We start from the raw sequence: 19565 nt of genomic DNA on the forward strand, positions 1-19565 counted from the left end.
TTAACCTCTCCCCGGTGGGGAGAGGTTGCGCGAAATCGCGTTTCGCCGCGATAAGCGCGGGCGAGGGGGCGCGAGCGGGATCGGCGCATCTACAAGCTGGTTTAGTGCGCCAGCGCCTTGACGATCTCTTCCGTCATCTTCTTGGCGTCGCCCAGCACCATCACCGTGTTGTCGTTGTAGAACAGCGGATTGTCGATGCCGGCGTAGCCCGAGGCGAGCGAGCGCTTGTTGAACAGCACGGTGCCCGCCTTCCACGCCTGCAACACCGGCATGCCGTAGATGGGCGAAGACTTGTCGGTCTCGGCCGCCGGGTTGACGACATCGTTGGCGCCAATGACGTAGACGACGTCGGCCTGCGGCATCTCCGAGTTGATGTCCTCGAGCTCGAACACCTCGTCGTACGGAACGTTGGCCTCGGCGAGCAGCACGTTCATGTGACCGGGCATGCGGCCGGCGACCGGATGGATGGCGTACTTTACTTCCACGCCTGCCTTCTTCAGCGCATCCGCCATCTCGCGCAATGCGTGCTGCGCCTGCGCGACCGCCATGCCGTAGCCCGGCACGATGATCACACGCGCGGCGTTCTTCATCACATAGGCGGCGTCCTCGGCCGAGCCGAGCTTGACCGGCTTCTGCTCGGCGCCGCCGGCGGGGCCCGCCACCTCGCCGCCGAAGCCGCCGAGGATGACGGAGATGAACGAGCGGTTCATCCCCTTGCACATGATGTACGACAGGATGGCGCCGGAGGAGCCGACGAGGGCGCCGGTGATGATGAGGGCGATGTTCGATAGCGTGAAGCCGATGCCGGCTGCCGCCCAGCCCGAGTAGGAGTTGAGCATCGACACGACGACCGGCATGTCCGCGCCGCCGATGGGAATGATGATCAGGACGCCGAACAGCATCGCCGTCAGCGTGATGCCCCAGAACAGCAGCGGGTCACCGCCCGACTGGCAGAACAGGTAGATGAGGTAGACGAGGCCCGCGAACAGCGCGAGGTTGATGACGTGGCGCGCCGGCAGAATGATGGGCTTGCCGGACATGCGCGCCGACAGCTTCAAGAAGGCGATCACCGAGCCGGTAAAGGTGATGGCGCCGATGGCGACGCCGAGCGACATTTCGACGAGGCTGGCGAAGTGGATGGCGCCGCGCGTCCCGATGCCGAAGCTATCGGGCGCATAGAGCGCCGCGGCGGCGACGAACACGGCGGCGAGACCGACGAGCGAGTGGAACGCGGCGACCAGCTCCGGCATCGCCGTCATGGCGATGCGTCGCGCAGTGACGGCACCGGCGATGCCGCCGACGGCGAGGCCGCCGCCGAGCAGGATCCAGGTGAGCGGCAATTGCGGGTTGGCCACCGCCAGCGTCGTTCCCATGGCGATGAGCATGCCGAGCATGCCGGCGTAGTTGCCGCGCCGCGAGGTGGCGGGGCTCGACAGGCCGCGCAGGGCGAGGATGAAGAGGACGCCGGAGACGAGGTAGAGGCCGGCGACGAGATTGGGCGTCAGCATTGCTCTCTTCCCCCGTGGGCGCGTGCTGTTCCGGTCACCGCTTGTCGCCCTTCTTCTTGTACATGGCGAGCATGCGCTGGGTGACGAGGAAGCCGCCGAAGATATTCACGGCCGCCATGGCCAGGGCCAGCACGCCAAACGTCTTGGAGGCGAGCTCATCGCCGCTCATGAAGCCTTCGAGGCCCCCGTGCTCGACCGCGACGGCGAGCAGCGCGCCGACGACGATCACCGACGAGATGGCGTTGGTCACGCTCATCAGCGGCGTGTGCAGGGCGGGTGTGACGCTCCACACGACGTAGTAGCCGACGAAGATCGCCATCACGAACACCATCAGCTCGTAGACGACGGGATCGATGGCGCCGCCGATGCCGCTCGCTGCAAATGCCTGTGTCGGTAGCAGCGCTGCAGGAAGAGCGATCCACTTACGCGAATTGTTCATCTCACGCTCCCTGCAGGCTGGGGTGAACGATCTTGCCGTCGCGCGCAACCAACGTGCCCTTGACGATCTCGTCGTCCCAATTGACCGCCAGCTTCTTTTCCTTCTTGTCGATTAAGGTCTCGAGGAAGGCGTAAAGGTTCTTGGCGTAGAGGCTGGAGGCGTTGACGGCGATGTCGCCGGCCAGATTGAGCGGGGCGTAGATGCGCACGCCATTGTGCTCCACGGTCTTGCCGGGCTGCGTCAGCTCGCAATTGCCGCCGCGCTCGGCGGCGAGGTCGACGATGATGGAGCCGGGCTTCATGCTCTCGACCATGGCGCGCGTGATGAGCCGCGGCGCCGGACGGCCCGGGATGAGCGCGGTGGTGATGACGATGTCCTGGTTCTTGATGTGGGAGGCGACGAGCTCGGCCTGCTTGGCCTGGTACTCGGCCGACATCGGCTTGGCGTAGCCGGCGGCGGTCTGCGCCTGCTTGAACTCCTCGTCCTCCACGGCGATGAACTTGGCGCCGAGCGAGGCCACCTGCTCCTTGGCGGCGGGACGCACGTCGGTAGCCGAGACCTGCGCGCCGAGGCGGCGCGCGGTGGCGATGGCCTGCAGGCCGGCGACGCCGGCGCCCATGACGAAAACCTTTGCGGCGGGAACCGTGCCCGCCGCCGTCATCATCATCGGCATTGCCTGCTGGAACATGGCCGCAGCATCTACGACGGCCTTGTAGCCGGCGAGGTTCGCCTGGCTCGACAGAACGTCCATCGACTGCGCGCGCGTGATGCGCGGCATGAACTCCATGCTGAACAGCGCGGCATTGCCCCCTGCCAGCGCCTGCAGCGCGGCGCTGTCGCCGTAGGGATCGAGCATGGCGACGACGAGGGCGCCGGGCTTCAGCGCAGCGACGTCGGCGGCACTCGGGCGGCGCACTTTGAGGAGGATATCGGCGTCGCGTAGCGCATCCGCCGCGGTGGCAACAATCTCCGCCCCTTGCGCGCGGAGCGCATCGTCGGAGAAGCGCGAGCGGGCGCCGGCGCCCGCCTCGACCTTCACATGCGCGCCGAGGCCGACGAGCTTCTTGACCGTCTCGGGCGAGACCGCAACGCGCGGTTCATCCGCAGGCTCGGCCGTAACCGCTATGGTGACCATGCACGCGTCCGATCGCAGGGAGGTTTCTCACACACCGCCGGATCCGGGCGCCCTAAGGTCGGCGCCGAGCTTCCAGCGCGCGGCGCGGTTGTTCTAGGTGAGGAAGTAGCCCATCCCGGCCAGCAGCACCACGAGACCGGCGATCATCACCTTCGTGAGCAGGATGAACTGCCTATAGGTCTGCTCGGCTTGGGCGTAGTCCATGTTAGGATTGCCGCCAGACAAATCGATCGCCACCGTGCCCCTCCCTCGGGTTCTCTTGATCTTGGGTTTCCCTCGTTACCTCAACGCCGGCCGCCTATCAAGCGGCCACAACCGCGCGCCCGTCTGTTCAGTCGTACTGGGTGGCGCACCTGAAAACTGCTAGCCTGCGCGGCCAAAGCGGTCCCCAAGAAAGGCATGGATACCTTTCAGCTCATCCAGCGGCTGGCAGTGGCCCTCGCCATCGGTCTCATCATTGGCATCGAGCGCGGCTGGAAGCAGCGGTCGGAGCCGGAGGGGGAGCGGGCGGCGGGCCTGCGCACCTTGACCCTATCCGGCCTTTTGGGAGGCGTGTGGGGCGCGCTGGCCCTCGGCACGGGCGTGTGGGGCCTCATCGGCTTGGGCGCCGCCTTCGTCGGCTTTACCGGGGTAGTTGCACTCTTCCGCTATCGCGAGATGCAGCGCGAGGGCAGCTTCGGCGCCACCACGGTCATCGCCGCCATGCTCGCCTTCGCCCTCGGGGCCCTGGCGGTGCTGGGCGATCCGCGTGCGGCCGCCGCGGCCGGCGTCGCCACAGCCTTGCTGCTGGCGCTCAAGGCGATGCTGCACGCCTGGCTCGAGCGCCTGACGTGGGAGGAGTTGCGCTCCGGCCTCATCCTGCTGGCGATGACGGTGATCGCGCTGCCGCTGCTGCCCGATCGCGAGCTGGCGGCCTGGTTGCCGGTCAACCCGCGCGAGGTGTGGCTGATGACCATCTTCATCGCCGCCCTGTCGTTTGCCGGCTACGTCGCCATTCGCATGGCCGGGCCCGGGCTCGGACTACTCCTGTCGGGCTTGGCGGGGGGGCTCGTGTCCTCGACGGCGGTGACGCTCAACATGGCGCACCTGGCGCGTGGGCATGCCGCCCACCGCGGGCTGTTCGCCGCGGCGACCGTGCTGGCGGGGGCGATGATGATGCTGCGTGTGATGGTCGTCGTCGCCGCGGTCAACTACGCGCTGCTCCCACTCCTGGCGCCGCCGCTGGCGCTGGGCGTGCTCACGCAGGCTGGGTTCGGTGCGCTGCTGGCCAGACGCGCCGGGGACGCGAAGAAAGCAGCGCCGCTGGCACTCAAGAACCCACTTGATCTCGTCCCCGTGCTGCAGTTCGGCGCCCTGCTCGCCGTGATCATGGGGCTCGCCAACGGCATTGCCGCCTGGGCCGGGGCGGCCGGCGCCTACGTGCTCGCCGCCATCTCGGGCATCGTCGACGTCGACGCCATCAGCCTGTCGATGGCGCGCCTCGCGCCGGAGCGGCTCGACGCGACGAGCGCGGTGATCGCCATTCTTATCGCGGTGGGCATCAACTCCATCGCCAAGGTGGCGCTGGCCTCGAGCGCCGGCGGCATGCGCTTCGCCAAGCTTCTGGTGCCGGTGCTGATCGCCACGCTCATCGCCGGCGCCGTCGGTCTATGGCTCGCCGTGCAGGTGTAAGCCCTCGCCTGATCGCTACGAGGACTCACCACTGTTTGGTGACGGCCAGACGGAACGATCGGGGCTCGAGCGGGTGGAAGTGGATACCTTCCACTGGGGCTGCGCCTGAAGGGAAGCGGGATTCGTAGAAATAGTCGATCTGGCTCGCGGTCTCATCGAAGAGGTTATAGGCGTCCACCTGCATGGCGAGGCCGGGGCCGAACGCGTATCCGAGTCGGGCAGACATGGGCGTGCTCGATTGGGAACGCACGCTGTTGTCCTCGATCAGCGGGCGCGGTCCGAAGTAGCGCACGTTGATGCCGCCGTAGAAGCCGCCCCAGACATCCTGGAACGAGAGCCCGGCCGTCACGACGCCTTCGACGGCGCCGGGGATGCGCCGCCCTTCGGGCAGATGATCCGTGAACCGGGCTCGCGTATAGGCCGCATCGAGGTCGAGGAAGAGCCAGCGAAGAAGCTGGGCTTGCAGGGTGAACTCCGCGCCGATGCGGCGGCTCGGCCGGCTCGCCTCCGTGGTGCCGGCATCGCCGACGAAGAGGATCTCGGAGTTGAAATCCAGGATGAAGGCCGAGAGCGTGCTCGTGATGGCGCGCGTTGGTTGTGTTCTAAGGCCGACCTCCGCGCCCTTGGAGCGCACGAGCAGGGGAGCCGTATCGACTGGATCGAGGGTCACAGGATCGATCGTCGTGACCGTTCCGCGGGCATCGTTGCTGTGAAAGCCGGTGCCCGCGTTCAAGTAAAGCTCCGTGTCGGCCCACGGACCGAGCACCAGGCCGGCTTTCGGGCTGAGGATCGAATCGGTCTCATCGCCTGAGTTCGCAGCCCGATCATTCGCCACGTCGACGTGATAGAGGTCGCCCCGCAGGCCGACGGTCGTGCGCAGCCAGTCGGTCCAGCGCAGCGTGTTCTCGACGAACACGCCGGCGCTCGCCTCGCTTACAGAGTCTTCGCGCACCGTGGAAAGCCGGTTGCGCTCCTTGGTGTTGAACAGCCCAACTTCGATGTCGTCGTAGCGGGTATCGATGCCGACGGTCGTCGCGCTCTGCATGCCACCGGCGAGCGTCGAATAGTAGGTCTTGCTGGCGCTGCTGCCCGCCAGCACGCGGTCGTCCGCCTGCTCGAATTGGTCGCCATTGAGAGGATCATTGAGGAAGTAGGTGAAGTTGTTGAACAGCGTCAGATCGCTTTTGACGAGGTAGGCGTTGATGCGCGTTGCTGAGCCCGCGTCGGTCGCATGCCAGCGTGCGGACAGGCTGTAGCGGTGCGAGACGCCGCCGTCGGTCGGGTCGATGGCGCCGAAGCGGTTGAGGTCTCCAGACGCGACAGCGTAGAAGGGTATCTGGTCGGTCGAATTCCAGCGCCCCGAGTAGGCCATCGCCGTCAACGCGAAGCCGTTCTCGTAAGACCCGTTGGAATAGCGTGCGATTCCGTTGAGACGGAGCAGATCGTCAGGCTCCTCCCAGGGACCATCGAAGCGCGCGATCTCGCCGGCAACCATCATTGTGCCGCCGAGGCCCATCGGCGCGGACGTGGCCGCAACCGCGCGCCGATGCCCGAACTCGCCGATCTCGACCTTGGCGAAATTGGGCTGCGGCCTGTCGAAAACGTCGAGATGAATGGCCCCTGCGGAAGCGAAATCGCCCTCCGAGGCGAAATACGGCCCCTTACGGAAGGCTATGCCGCGGACGATTTCGGGAATGATGAAATTGGTGTCGGCATAGCCCTGGCCATGGCCGTGCGTGCGCATGTTCACGGGCATGCCATCCATGGTGATGGCGAGATCCGTTCCATGATCGAGATTGAACCCGCGCAGGAAGTACTGGTTGGCTTTTCCCTCGCCGCTGTGCTGGGTGACGATCAGCCCCGGCACGGATTCGAGCAGCTCGCCGGTCCGATAGACCGGCCTTGCCGCCAGCTCGGTTGCCGTGACGACACCCTCGCTCGCGGACTGCGCCACGCCGATCTGCACGCCACGCGGATCGAGGTCATCGACGGGGGCGAACTCCAGCGCCTTCGCGGCCCCTTGTAGCGGGACGCCAGACGCGCTGGCCGCCTGCGCCGGCTTCGCGGTCGGCTTCGATGTCTTTGCCGACTTCGCCGGAGATGTCGTGACCGTTATGGGCGGGAGCTCCTGCACCTCCTGGGCAAGCGACGGCGCGCAGCATTGCGAAACAAGGAGACTCGACGCAACGACAGAACGAATACGCACACCAAGCTCCCCGCATACGCACTACGAAACAACATTCCACGCAACGGTAACAAACGCGGAAGTGCGATGAGAGGACGGATGATGTGCTTCGAGTCATCGGTAGAGCACTGCTGCTAAAGCAGCACAGTGGAAAGAACGTTGCCACCTCGTCATCGAGCAACGCCTCCTAGGAGATTGTCCCGGCACCGGTATCCAACTTTGCCCGTACAGCGCCGGAGGACCGCCACATCGGGTAAAATTCTAATCAATCGCCAATCCGGCCTGCAAACCGACGGCAACGTCTTCTCTGCCAGCATCGCATCGGGCACATGCAATTGTCGGGGTCACATGCGACTGCAAACACCGCGCCTGCACACCTCCGCCGGACGAGTTCCCATGAAGCGGCCTCCGCTCGAGCGCCACTCCGCCATGCGATACGCGCTCGTCTACGCGCGCGGCACGCGCCAGTGCGCAACCATCCGCAGCATTTCGCGCCACGGCATCAGGCTCGACGGTGCTTTCGGGCTCGAGCCTGGCGACGCCGTCACCGTCGAGCTGCCGTCGATGCCCGCCCTCGATGGCAAGGTCGAGTGGTCGGTCGCCGCATTCTGCGGCATCGCATTCAACTCTCCGCTGGCCGAGACCGATCCGGTGCTGACCGACACCTTGGCGATGTAACGCGACGAGCCGCTCGAATGGCAGAAGCTGCTGTCAGGGCGCCTTGCGCAGCGACATGATGTAGGCGGCGAGCGCGAACATCTCGTCCTGCGTCAGGTGGTGGTCGGGCATCATCGGCGGCACCGACTTCAGCCAACCGACGACGCCGTCGAACGTCTGCAGCGGCCGGTTGGCGACGGCGGCGAAGCCCGGCACGCCCATGGGACCGCGCTTCTCGCCCTGACCGGGATTGAGATGGCACTCGGCGCACAGCGCCTTGGCGAGTTCCTCGCCCTTGGCGACATCGTCGCCGCGCGCGGCCGGCGATAACGCGACCAGCAAGGCAAGAGCACATACCGACGCGCGCAGGTCATCGCCAAGGGTTTGCCGCCGCATCGCTGCTCCTACTCCGAGGTTCGCACCGGGACGAATCGATTGTCCCGACAAAGTGAGCACACGAAAAGTGCCGTGCATTTGACCTGAATCACGGCGCGGCCCGCTCCGCTGTGCAGCCATGCCGCTCGCCGCTTGGCGGCGGGTCGCAACAGGGAGCAGGATCGTGGAACAGAACGAAGGCATGCTGGATCGCACACTGCGCGTCATTGTCGGGCTGGCGCTCATCGCCTCGCCCCTCGGCATCTACGGCATCGAGAATGCGAACGTGTGGGGCTGGGTTGGGCTGCTGCCGCTGGTAACCGGCCTGTGGGGCTTCTGCCCGGCCTACAAGCTGTTCGGCATTAAGACGCGTTCGGCCTGAGGCGCATTGCGCGGCTTCATTCCGGCAGCGGCACGCCGGCGGCGATGAAGGCCCGCCGCTGGCGCTCGGCCACGGTGGCGAGGTCGAAGCCCTCGATTGTCTCGTTGAACAGCCGGTACCAGTTCTGACGTGCGTCAAGGTGCAGGAACACGCCGCCAAGACCGATGGCGGCGCGGTCCATGAACACGAACTCGCGCGGCACCTTCACCGGGCCCTTGTCGCGCAGGATGCGGTGCACGGTGAAAGCTTCCTTGCGCCCGTACTCCCCGGGCGTCGTGCTCTCGGCGATCGAGCGCTCGCGGTCGTCGAGCAGCGGGCCGTAGATGAAGCGCGCCCAGATGGTGAGGCCGTCGATCAGCTCCGATGACAGCCCGCGGAAGCCCCACGTCTCGTAAGCGTGCACGATGAGGTCGCGGTCGCCGCGCAATAGACCATTGTAAAGATCGATGACGCCCTGCACGAATGGCGTGCGGAAGCTGCGGATGCAGCCGTAGTCCAAGAGGTTGATGCCGGCCGGCGTGCCGAGCGCACCGGCACCGTCCGCTCCGTCGCCCTCGGTGAAGATCGTGTAGTTGCCGAGGTGCGGGTCGCCGTGGATGACGCCGTAATGGCTGAATGGGAACCACCAGGCGCGAAACATCGCCCGCGCGATGGTGTTGCGGTGCTCGAGCGGCGCTCCCTTGTAGTCGAGCAGCTTGCGGCCTTCGAGCCAAGTCATGGTCAAGAGGCGCTTGGTCGACAGCTCCTGCAGCACCTCCGGCACGTGGATGTGCCGATCACCGGCGAAGATGCTGGCGTAGAGCTTGGTGTGGCGCGCTTCCAGCTCGTAGTCGAGCTCCTCGCGCAGCCGGGCCGATATCTCTTTCAAGATCTCGCCGGTTTCGACGGCGGGGTTCAGGCGCGCGTGGATGGCGAACACGGCCTTGAGCTGCATGAGGTCGGCTTCGACCGCCGACGGCATATCCGGGTATTGCAGCTTGACGGCCAGCGCGCGTCCATCGTGCGCCGTGGCGCGATGTACCTGCCCGAGCGAGGCGGATGCCGCGGCGTTGACATCGAAGGCGGAAAAGCGCTTGGCCCAATCGGGGCCGAGCTCGGCCTGCATGCGGCGCTTGGCGAACGCGGGGCCCATGGCCGGGGCCGACGATTGCAGCTGCGCGAGCTCGCGGGCGTAGTCGGCGGGCAGTGCCTCGGGAATGGTGGAGAGCAGCTGCGCCACCTTCATCAGCGGGCCCTTGAGGCCGCCGAGCGCGGCGGCGAGGTCGGCGGCGCCGCGCGCCATGTCGTGCTCGACGCCGAACAGGCGCTCGCCGGCGACGCGCGCGGCGAGCCCACCGACGTTGGCGCCGACCTTCACGTAGCGGGCGGCGCGCGCCGAGAAGCGGTTTTCCTCGTTGTTCATAGGTGAGCCTCGACGCGGCGCGTGTCTCGAACGCATATCGGGACGCCGCCTCGCCTGGGCAAGGCGACGTACGTCAGACTGCGACCTGGGTGCCGACCTCGACCACGCGGTCGGTGGGGATCTGGAAGTAGGTCGTCGCATCCTGGGCGCTGCGGGCCAGGGCCACGAACAGTCGGTCCTGCCAGGCGGGCATCTCCGACTTGGGCGTCGGCTTCAGGTTGCGCCGCGACAGGAAGAAGGATGTGGCGCTCATGTCGATGTTGAGATCCTTGCGCCGACAGGATTCGAGGATCTTCGGCACGCTCGGCGTCTCCATGAACCCGTAGCGCGCCACCACCCGAATGAAGGTATCGGTGACGCGGTCGACGGTGACGCGCTCGTAGCGCGGCACGCGCGGCACATCTTCGGTCCTGATGGAGAGGATGATGTTGCGCTCGTGCAGGATGCGGTTGTGCTTCAGGTTGTGCATGAGCGCCGTGGGCGCGGCGGTGGGATCGGCGGTGAAGAACACCGCGGTGCCGGGCACGCGATGCGGCGGCTTGGCCTCGAGCTTGCGCAATAGCCAATCGAGGTCGGCCTCGTTTTTGCGCGTCTGCTTGGCGAGCAGGCGGGCGCCGCGCACCCACGTCACCATGACGAGGCCGACGCATCCCGCCATCAGCAGCGGCACCCAGGCGCCCTCGAAGATCTTCAGCATGTTGGCGGCGAAGAAGGCCTGCTCGATGAACAACAGCGGCACGATCAGCAGCGCCGTCTGCCAGACGCTCCATCCCCACATTCTCCAGATGACGAAGAAGGCGATCAGCGAGGTGATCACCATCTCCGCAGTGACCGCGACGCCGTAAGCCGCCGCCAGACTGCTGGAGTTCTTGAACAGCAGCACCATGAACAGCACGGCGATGAGCAGCAACCAGTTGACGCGCGGCATGTAGATCTGCCCGGCCATGCTTTCGGAGGTGTGCTTGATGCCAAGGCGCGGCAACAGCCCGAGCTGAATGGCCTGCCGCGTCAAGGAGTAGGCGCCCGTGATCACGGCCTGGCTAGCGATAATGGTCGCTGCCGTGGCGAGGATCACCATCGGGATCAGCGCCCACTCCGGATAGAGCAGGTAGAACGGGCTCTCGAGCGCCTGCGGATTGGAAAGCACGAGCGCGCCTTGTCCGTAATAGTTGACGGTGAGGGCCGGCAGCACGAAGCCGAGCCACGCCGTCTGAATGGGCTGGCGGCCGAAGTGACCGAGGTCGGCATAGAGTGCCTCGGCGCCGGTGACGGCGAGGAATACGAGACCGAGCACGGTGAGGCCGACGACCCCGTGCTTGAGGACGAACTTCACGCCGTAATACGGGTTGAGGGCGACGAGCACGTCCGGATTGGCGAAGATGTGGATGAGGCCGCCGATGAACAGGGCGACGAACCACACCGCCGTGATGGGTCCAAACAGCGCGGCGACCTTGGCGGTGCCATGCGATTGGGCAGCGAACAACCCGATGAGGATCACCACGGCGAGCGGCAGCACCAAGTTATCGAAGGCCGGCGAGACGAGATGCAGGCCCTCCACCGCCGAGAGCACCGAGATGGCCGGGGTGATGACGGCGTCGCCGTAGAAGAACGAGGCTCCAGCGATACCGAGACCCATAAGCAGTGGGGCGCTGCGCTTGGCCACCGACTGGCTGAGGGCCATGAGCGCGAAAATGCCGCCTTCCCCGCGGTTGTCGGCGCGCAGCAGGACGAACACGTACTTGAGGGTGACGATGAGCAACAAAGCCCACGTGATCAGCGACAGCACGCCGAACACGGCTTCGCGCCCGGCGAAGCTCGTCGCCTTGGCCGCATGAATGGCTTCCTTGAAGGCATAAAGGGGGCTGGTGCCGATGTCGCCGTAGACGACGCCGATGGAGCCGATCACCAGCGCCCAGAACCTCCCGCTCGGTACTCCCTCGGCGGAAGCCTGGTCGGCGCCCTTCGTCACCAACTGCGATTGTGCCACGTCGGCACTCCACATAGAGCTGGCTGCAGTGCAGCAATTGGCGGGCGCTTCTAGCCCCTAAGCGGGTTGAGGGAAACCCCATAATCGCTAAGGGGAACGCTTCATAGCCTTGACAATAGCCCAAGATTCTGAAGCGGGAGGAAAGGTGGAAGCGGCATGCGCCTGCCTGCGCGCAGGGGTGGTGCCCTGCTGAATGTACCGCCTTGGTATGGGTAGGCTGACGCCGGCGATCAAGCGGCGGCATCGGCCGCGGCGAGCTCGTCGATCATGCCCTCGATGACTTTCAACCCCTTGTTCCAGAACTCGGGCTTGGAGGCGTCGAGGCCGAACGGGGCGAGCAGTTCCGAATGGTGCTTGGAGCCGCCGGCTTTCAGCATGTCGAAGTACTTCGCCACGAAGCCCGGGTGCGCCTCGTCGTAAAGGCCGTAGAGCGAGTTCACCAGGCAATCGCCGAAGGCGTACGCGTAGACATAGAACGGCGAATGGACGAAGTGCGGCACATAAGCCCAGAACACTTCGTAACCCGGCTTTAATTCGATGGCCGGCCCGAGGCTCTCGGCCTGCGTCTCGAGCCAGATGGCGCCCAGCTGGTCGGGTGTGAGCTCGCCCTGGCGGCGCGCCTCGTGCAGCTTGCGCTCGAAGGTGTAGAACGCGATCTGCCGCACCACCGTGTTGAGCATATCCTCGACCTTGCCGGCGATGAGCGCCTTGCGCTCTTTGGGATCGTGCGTCTCCTTCAAGAGCGCCTTGAAGGTGAGCATCTCGCCGAACACGGAGGCGGTCTCCGCCAGCGTCAGCGGCGTGGGTGCTAAGAGCGCGCCTTGCGGGCGTGCAAGCATCTGGTGCACGCCGTGGCCGAGCTCGTGCGCCAACGTCATCACGTCGCGCGGCTTGCCGAGGTAGTTGAGCAAGACGTAAGGGTGCACCGACGGCACCGTCGCCGCCGCGAAGGCGCCCGGCGCCTTGCCGGGGCGGGCCGGCGCGTCGATCCACTGCTTGTCGAAGAACTCGCCGGCGACGTCGGCCATCTGCGGCGCGAAGTCGTGATAGGCGCCGAGCACCAGGCGCTGGGCGTCGCGCCAGGCGAAGGTGCGCTCCGGGCGCTCGGGCAACGGCGCGTTGCGGTCCCAGTGCGACAGCCGCTCCTTGCCGAGCCAGTTCGCCTTCATGCCGTAGTAGCGGTGCGACAGACGCGGATAGGCCGCGCGCACGCTCGAGACGAGAGCATCGACCACCTCCGCCTCGACCTGATTGGCGAGGTGGCGGCTCGCCGCGACGTCCTTGAACCCACGCCAGCGGTCGGAGATCTCCTTGTCCTTGGCCAGCGTGTTGGTGATCAGTGTGAACAGGCGCACGTTGTCCTTGAACACCTTGGCGAGAGCCTCGGCACCTGCCTGGCGCTTTTTCTCGTCCGGGTTCGACAACAGGTTGAGCGTCATCTCCAGCGCCAACGGCTCGGCCTCGCCGGCGACGGGGAAGCGCAGCGCGGCGATGGTCTCGTTGAATAGCCGGTTGAAGGCACCGCTCGAGGTCTGGCCTTTCTCGTGGAACAGGCGCTCGAGCTTCTCCTCCAGCTGATACGGCTTCTCCTTGCGGATGTTGGCGATCCACGGCTTGTAGCGGGCGAGGCGCTCGTTCTTCAGCGCCGCTTCCAGCACCGCGTCGTCGATTTGGTTGAGCTCCAGCTCGAAGAAGATGATGTCGGTGGAAATGGCGGTGAGCTTCTCGGCGATGTCGCCGTAGAACTTGGCGCGCTCGGGGTCTGCCTGGTTGCCGGCGTAGTGAAGCCCGGCGAAGGAGCCGAGGCGCCCGGTCAGCTCGACGAAGCGCTCGAACTCCTCGATGGCGAGAGCGAGCACGGCGCCGTCGGCGGCGAGCGCGGCGAGCTTGCCGTGATAAGCCTCCTTGAGGCGGCGCGCCTCATCGGCTGCACGCTGTAGATCGCGGGCGATTTCCGGCGCCGTCGGCGAGGCATAGAGGTCGGCGAGGTTCCATTCGGGCATCAGCCCGAGTGCCTGAGCGGCCTTCGCCGCCGCGCCATCTTGCGCGTTGAAGTTGCGTCGCATGTCGGGGGCGGCTGCGTCAGATCGCATCATTTGCTCCGCTGATGAGGGACATGGGGGATTTGCGCCGCCTCGTGGCGAGACGCGCGCGTGGCATGGAAGACTCGCTGTGCCCAAAAAAGGCTCAACCTGGGCTCCGTCGCAACAGCTTATTTACCCTTGTTGGGCAGTCTTGCCTTTGTTGAGTGAGCTACCGGTGGCCGAGTGTCCAATCCTGGAGCAATTCGGGGGGTCCGACCGGGGCGGTCCGTTTCAGGTTGAGTTCGAGTGCCTCATGGTCAAGAGTCTGCTTATCGTCGATGACGATCCCACCCAGCGCCGCATCCTCGAGGAAACGATCAAGCGCCTGGGGTTCGGTACTAAGACCGCCGGCTCAGGCGAGCAAGCCCTGCAGATCCTAGAAGGGCCGGAGCGCGGCGACATCAGCCTCGTGCTTCTCGATCTCGTGATGGGCGGCCTCGATGGCATGGGCGTGCTCGACAAACTCAACGGCAAGACGGGCGTTCCTCCCATCATCGTGCAGACCGCGCACGGCTCGATCGATGCCGCCATCAACGCCATGCGCGCTGGTGCCGTCGACTTCGTGGTCAAGCCGGTATCGCCCGAGCGGCTCGAAGTCTCGATCAAGAGCGCCTTGAAGATCGAGGCACTGGCCGGCGAGATCAACCGTATCAAGAAGAAGGTTGAAGGCACGCTCACCTTCGCCGACCTCGTCGTGCGCGGCGATGGCATGGAGCGCGTCGTGGCGCTCGGCAAACGTGCCGCTGCCTCCAACATTCCGGTGCTCATCGAGGGCGAGTCGGGCGTCGGCAAGGAGCTGATCGCGCGCGCCATCCAGGGCGAGAGCGAGCGCGCCGGCAAGCCGTTCGTCGTCGTCAACTGCGGTGCCATCCCCGAGAACCTCGTCGAAAGCATCCTGTTCGGGCACGAGAAGGGCTCCTTCACCGGCGCCGTCGACAAGCGCATCGGCAAGTTCCAGGAGGCCGACGGCGGCACGCTGTTCCTCGACGAGATCGGCGAGCTGCCGCTCGACGCGCAGGTGAAGCTGCTGCGCGCGCTGCAGGAAGGCGAGATCGATCCCGTCGGCTCCAAGAAGTCGGTCAACGTCAACTTCCGCCTGATCTCGGCCACCAACCGCAACATGATCCAGTTGGTGCGCGAGGGTAAGTTCCGCGAGGATCTCTACTACCGCCTCAACGTGTTCCCCATCTGGGTGCCGCCGCTGCGCGAGCGTCTGGGTGACGTCGCCGAATTGGTGCAGCACTTCATCGCGCGCTTCGCCGCCGAGGAAGGCAAGCGCATAAACGGCATCAGCGAGGAGGCGCTGCGCCTCATCAAGAGCTATCCGTGGCCCGGCAACGTGCGCCAGCTCGAGAACGCGGTGTTCCGCGCTGTGGTGCTCGCCGACGGACCGGAGCTGACGGTGGCGGAGTTCCCGCAGATCGCCGCGCACGTCACCGGTTTCGACACCGCCGTGCCGGCCGCGCCAGCGCCGGCGCCGAAGCCGGGAGCGTTCAAGGGCCCGGCGGTGCTGGGTGCCGAGGACATCATCCCGCAGACGATGGAGATCCGCGCGCACGGCGGCGACAGCGCACTCGGCATTCCGGTGGTGACGGAAGCGGGCGATATCCGCCCGCTCGACGAGATCGAGGCCGACATGATCCGCCTGGCGTTGGGCCGCTACCGCGGGCACATGACGGAGGTGGCCAAGCGCCTGAAGATTGGCCGCTCGACGCTTTATCGCAAAATGCAGGAATACGGCCTCGAGCCGCGCGCCTAACCGTCGGCGGCGGGTTGCTCCTGGCTCGTGAGACGCGCCGCGCCGCCCTCGGGCGACGCGGCGTTGTCATATTGCACAGGGCCGCTATCGGGCGCGTTTGGATTTTGGCTGATTTGGCTCCGCTAGCGAAAACAGCCGCGTCTGGCGAACGTTTTGTCCGGTGACTTGGAGAGAGGCGTCTATGTTCCTCTTCCATTTGGATCCCCGTCCTCTCGCGTCTTCCAGAGCATCCTCGAACCCAGCCGGGTCGGTTTCGATGAAGACATCGATCAGGTCTTTGGCTTGCTTGAGGTCTTTGGCACGCTTTGGGGAGTTGAGTTTGCGTTCCTGTGCCACAAGCAGCTTGTGGATCGCATAGCGCACCGGCGGCGGCACGCTGACCAGTACCCCGGTGCCATAAAGTGCAACCGCCTCGATGCTCTCTTCGCCTAGATACTCCATAAAGCTCAACGCTTCGGCCGAGCAAACAAGCCCGTCGATAAGTCGAGGTGATGTCCGGTTCCGGCCGAATTTGGTAAGAACATCGACTTGGAAGTTGTTCGACGCCCTGAACACTTTCGGCAGCTTGTCGTCGCGGCTCATCAACGCCTGAAAGGTCGGGTCGGCACGCTGGAGTATCTTTTCAAGGTCCTGTGGCTGGTCCTTGGCGATAAATGAAGAGACAAGCAGGTCCGCATCATTTGTCATCAGCGCGCTTGAGGGCAAATATGCACCGACAATGCATGGGTAGGTCTGATAGGCGGCTGTTCCGATCAGCATGACGCCTTGTTTGAAGAGGCCTTCGTTGGCGATGACCTCTAAAACTCTGCCAAGAGGCAGGGTCGGCGAAGGGATTCGTGCTTTCTTCAGCGCGGACACGGTGGTGCGCAATATTCTGGCGCGGCTCGCCGCGTCCGAGATCGCGTCGGCCCTTGCTCGGACCTGCGGATCGTCTGCGCGTCCGAGTGAGACCTGTCGACGTTTCGAACCGTCCTTGGTCGTCAGGTAGAGATAATCGTTGCCCTTGATCTTTCGGGTCGAAATCGAGCCATGCTGCACTTCGGGCAAGCTGAGAGTCTGCAGCAGATCCGCGTACATGGTCTGGAAATTGAGCGGTATAGGGCGCATGGTTAGATACAATTATGATTTTTTGTATCTAACTGCAAGGCCCCAGGTTAGATACGACTTTTGTTTTTTGTATCTAACAGCCCGCCGCGCCTGCCGAGCGCCAGAGGGGCTTATCCCCGCGCGCGCCGCCGCGCATAAAATCCCGCGCCAGCCCATTTCGAAGACCCGGGGTGCAGACGTGCGCTGGCGGACCTGCAGGAGATGGGCCGGCACGATGTCGCCAGGGCCGTAAGCGTAGCCCTAAGGTCCATTCTGCCGTCATGCTGGAAGCATGCCTCCGGCATGACGCGAAAATGTCGGTGACGCCCCGGGCATCGGAAGCGATCCGGGGAATGGTGGGTGACCGGCGCTCGTGCCTGGGTGGGGCGGCGATGGCCGCTTCCAGACCTAGACAATAATGAGGGCCAGGACCGCCCCGCTCCCCGTGTCGATCACCCCGGGCTCCCCGCCGCGGGGCGCGCGGTCCTGCCTCGCTCCACAACTGTCATCCCGGTCATGCCGGAGGCATGCTTCCAGCATGGGCGAGTGTAACGGGCGAAGACCGGGGACCCAGCATTGGAATCGCGCAGCTCAGAATCCTAATGAGGCTTCGCCGCACATGCGCTGGATCCCGGATCACGCTCGCGCGTGTCCGGGATGACAGACAGAGACCTGACCTGCGCACCTGCAGCCCCGGGTCTGCCTGCCGCGGGGCATCGACGCATGGGCATGTGATTTCCCAAATTGCGGACTTTTGCCGTCGCAATTGCGCAACAGTCATCGCCCACCTTCGCGCCCATGCGCCGCAGGCGATCCTCGCTTGTGGCAAGTGTGCCGCGGCTCGGCTAGCGTGCCCGCGGGTACCGGTGGGAGGCGTTGTATGTTGGGTTGGCGTCAGGTGGCTCTGGGCATGGCCTCGAGCCTCATTTTTGTGGCCGCAGCCGAGGCGCAGCAGCCGGGTGCGCCGCGCATCGCCACCGCCGAGCCGCTTCCCGCCACCGCACCCGCCATCACGCCCGCACCCGCACCGCAGGACCCGATCGGCATCGCCCTGCAGCAGAAGCTCGCGCCCGCCAAGGCCCGCGCCGACGATCAAGACGCTCAGGACCGCGCTGCGCTGGCCGGCTTCTACGCAACGCGCGTCTACGCGCCCATCTGGGTTTTCAAAACCGGCCTCAACGACAAGGCGGCGGACGTCATCACCGAGTTCGGCAAGGCAGCCGACTGGGGCCTCGAGCCGGCCGACTTTGCCATCCCGTCGCTGGCGCCGGTGCCGGGGGCCAGCGAGCCGAGCCCCGAAGCGCTCGCCGAGGCCGAGCTGACGCTGTCGCTGTCGGTGTTGAGGTATGCGCGCTATGCGCGCGGCGGCCGCATCATGGATCCGGCGACGCAGCTCTCCTCCTATCTCGACCGCAAGCCGCAGCTCCTCGAGCCCAAGGACGTGATCGAGAAGATCGCCGCGGCCGACGCGGCGGACGCCCACCTGCGTGGGTTGCACCCCAAGCACCCCGAGTTCGAGAAGCTGCGCCAGAAGATGCTCGAGCTGCGCCAGGCCAAGGCCGCGCCCGAGGTTATCAAGCTGCCGCCGGGCAGGGTGCTCTCGCCGGGCAAGAGCGACCCGCAGGTGGCGCTGCTGCGCCAGCGCCTCAAAGTGGCCCTCCCCGTGGGGGCCGATCCCAACTTTTACGACGAGCCGCTGAAGGCGGCCGTGATCGCTTATCAGACTGAGGTCGGCACGCGGCCCGACGGCTACGTCGGCAACGCCACGCGCGCGCTCCTCAACGACGTCGAGGAGCTGAGCCCGCAGAAGCTCATCGCCAACATGGAAGAGTGGCGCTGGATGCCGGAGGACCTCGGCGACCTCTACGTCACCGTCAACATCCCCGAGTTTACGCTGCGCATCGTCAAGGGCGGCGCCGTCGTCCACACCGAGCGCGTCATCACGGGCCTGCCCGACAAGCAGACGCCGGTGTTTTCCGAGACGATGAAGTCGGTCGCCTTCCAGCCGCGCTGGAACGTGCCGAACTCGATCAAGGTCAACGAACTGTGGCCGAGCCTTGCCCGCGGCGGCACCTATTTCCGCCGCCAGGGTCTGCGTGTGTCGAAGAATGGGCGCGACATCGACCCCGACAGCATCGACTGGGCCTACACTGACATCCGCAATTACGACGTCTATCAGCCGCCCGGCGCCGGTAATGTGCTCGGCGAATTGAAGTTCAACTTCCCCAACAAGCACGCCGTCTACATGCACGACACCAACGCCAAGGGGCTGTTCGAGGAGACGAGCCGCACCTTCAGCCACGGCTGCATGCGCGTGCGCAATCCGCGCCGCATGGCGGAAGTCCTTCTTTCTGAAGACAAGGGCTGGGACGAGGCGCGCATCGCCGACGTCATCGCCAACGGGCCGCCCAATAACGAGGTGCAGATCGACCGCAAGATCGGCGTGCACATCACCTACTTCACCGCCTGGGTGGACGACAAAGGCGAGCTGCAGACGGCGCGCGACGTGTATGGGCACGAGCAGCGTATCCAGCTGGCGCTGGCGGGCCGCTGGACGCAGATCGCCAAGGGGCCGAACCACCTCGCCCCGGTGCGGGCGCCCGAGGGCGTCACGTATGCGGGAGGAAACCCGTTCAAGAGCGTCGGCGACTTCATCTCATCAGCCCTCGGAGGCTTCTAAACTTGCAGCAATTCGGTTAGTCACAACAGTGGGTTAACTCGATCCTCTGTTGCCATCGTATTGCCCTTTGACAGCCGCGTTACGCCCCCATTCACCCCTTAGGAAAACGGTTACCAATCGTTAAGGGTTGCTGATTAACCCTGAGGGAACGTGAATGCCGGTCGCACACCCGGATGCCCGTAAGACGCTCTGCGTTGGGCGGCCGCGACCGGTCA

General features: G+C 65.5%; 15 protein-coding genes. 5 read left to right on the forward strand and 10 right to left on the reverse strand.

The window, feature by feature from the left end; all coding sequences use genetic code 11:
* Window positions 1-101: 101 nt before the first annotated feature.
* The 4 genes from F9K20_RS16050 to F9K20_RS16065 form a co-directional block, all read right to left on the reverse strand.
* A complete protein-coding gene (locus F9K20_RS16050) occupies window positions 102-1505 on the reverse strand; it encodes an NAD(P)(+) transhydrogenase (Re/Si-specific) subunit beta (protein ID WP_291004110.1) in 1404 nt (467 codons plus the stop codon).
* 37 nt (window positions 1506-1542) lie between these two features.
* Entirely contained in the window at window positions 1543-1947 is a 405-nt protein-coding gene (locus F9K20_RS16055; RefSeq protein WP_291004006.1) for an NAD(P) transhydrogenase subunit alpha, read from the reverse strand.
* Between the two features lies 1 nt (window position 1948).
* On the reverse strand, window positions 1949-3082 hold the full coding sequence (locus F9K20_RS16060) for a Re/Si-specific NAD(P)(+) transhydrogenase subunit alpha (protein WP_291004009.1): 1134 nt from the start codon (window positions 3080-3082) through the stop codon (window positions 1949-1951).
* A gap of 93 nt (window positions 3083-3175) precedes the next feature.
* Window positions 3176-3286 (reverse strand): aa3-type cytochrome c oxidase subunit IV, encoded by a 111-nt coding sequence (locus tag F9K20_RS16065; RefSeq protein ID WP_291004012.1) that lies wholly within the window; start codon window positions 3284-3286, stop codon window positions 3176-3178.
* Window positions 3287-3481: 195 nt separating this feature from the next.
* Between F9K20_RS16065 and F9K20_RS16070 the strand changes: the two genes are divergently transcribed.
* Window positions 3482-4753: a DUF4010 domain-containing protein gene (locus tag F9K20_RS16070; RefSeq protein ID WP_291004015.1), complete on the forward strand. Its 1272-nt coding sequence runs from the start codon at window positions 3482-3484 to the stop codon at window positions 4751-4753.
* 25 nt (window positions 4754-4778) lie between these two features.
* Here F9K20_RS16070 and F9K20_RS16075 read toward each other — a convergent pair whose 3' ends face one another.
* Window positions 4779-6959 (reverse strand): TonB-dependent receptor, encoded by a 2181-nt coding sequence (locus F9K20_RS16075; RefSeq protein ID WP_291004017.1) that lies wholly within the window; start codon window positions 6957-6959, stop codon window positions 4779-4781.
* 375 nt (window positions 6960-7334) lie between these two features.
* On the opposite strand from F9K20_RS16075, the gene F9K20_RS16080 reads away from it, so the two are divergent.
* Window positions 7335-7616, forward strand: a complete 282-nt coding sequence (locus F9K20_RS16080; RefSeq protein ID WP_291004021.1) for a hypothetical protein — start codon at window positions 7335-7337, stop codon at window positions 7614-7616.
* A gap of 33 nt (window positions 7617-7649) precedes the next feature.
* Here the strand turns inward: F9K20_RS16080 and F9K20_RS16085 are convergent, their stop codons facing one another.
* Window positions 7650-7991, reverse strand: a complete 342-nt coding sequence (locus tag F9K20_RS16085; RefSeq protein WP_291004024.1) for a cytochrome c — start codon at window positions 7989-7991, stop codon at window positions 7650-7652.
* A gap of 163 nt (window positions 7992-8154) precedes the next feature.
* On the opposite strand from F9K20_RS16085, the gene F9K20_RS16090 reads away from it, so the two are divergent.
* Window positions 8155-8352 (forward strand): DUF2892 domain-containing protein, encoded by a 198-nt coding sequence (locus F9K20_RS16090; RefSeq protein WP_291004027.1) that lies wholly within the window; start codon window positions 8155-8157, stop codon window positions 8350-8352.
* Window positions 8353-8368: 16 nt separating this feature from the next.
* Here the strand turns inward: F9K20_RS16090 and F9K20_RS16095 are convergent, their stop codons facing one another.
* The 3 genes from F9K20_RS16095 to F9K20_RS16105 form a co-directional block, all read right to left on the reverse strand.
* A complete protein-coding gene (locus F9K20_RS16095; RefSeq protein ID WP_291004030.1) occupies window positions 8369-9754 on the reverse strand; it encodes an AarF/ABC1/UbiB kinase family protein in 1386 nt (461 codons plus the stop codon).
* 73 nt (window positions 9755-9827) lie between these two features.
* Window positions 9828-11723 (reverse strand): potassium transporter Kup, encoded by a 1896-nt coding sequence (locus tag F9K20_RS16100; RefSeq protein WP_291004113.1) that lies wholly within the window; start codon window positions 11721-11723, stop codon window positions 9828-9830.
* Window positions 11724-11971: 248 nt separating this feature from the next.
* Window positions 11972-13834: a M3 family oligoendopeptidase gene (locus F9K20_RS16105; protein WP_291004032.1), complete on the reverse strand. Its 1863-nt coding sequence runs from the start codon at window positions 13832-13834 to the stop codon at window positions 11972-11974.
* Window positions 13835-14078: 244 nt separating this feature from the next.
* Between F9K20_RS16105 and F9K20_RS16110 the strand changes: the two genes are divergently transcribed.
* On the forward strand, window positions 14079-15584 hold the full coding sequence (locus F9K20_RS16110; RefSeq protein WP_291004035.1) for a sigma-54 dependent transcriptional regulator: 1506 nt from the start codon (window positions 14079-14081) through the stop codon (window positions 15582-15584).
* A gap of 84 nt (window positions 15585-15668) precedes the next feature.
* On the opposite strand, the gene F9K20_RS16115 is transcribed toward F9K20_RS16110, so the two are convergent.
* Window positions 15669-16691 (reverse strand): GSU2403 family nucleotidyltransferase fold protein, encoded by a 1023-nt coding sequence (locus F9K20_RS16115; protein WP_291004038.1) that lies wholly within the window; start codon window positions 16689-16691, stop codon window positions 15669-15671.
* Window positions 16692-17550: 859 nt separating this feature from the next.
* On the opposite strand from F9K20_RS16115, the gene F9K20_RS16120 reads away from it, so the two are divergent.
* Window positions 17551-19350, forward strand: a complete 1800-nt coding sequence (locus F9K20_RS16120; protein ID WP_291004041.1) for a L,D-transpeptidase family protein — start codon at window positions 17551-17553, stop codon at window positions 19348-19350.
* Window positions 19351-19565: the final 215 nt, after the last annotated feature.

The organism is Hyphomicrobium sp., from assembly GCF_009026145.1.
In the GTDB taxonomy this organism is placed as follows: Bacteria; Pseudomonadota; Alphaproteobacteria; order Rhizobiales; family Hyphomicrobiaceae; genus Hyphomicrobium_A.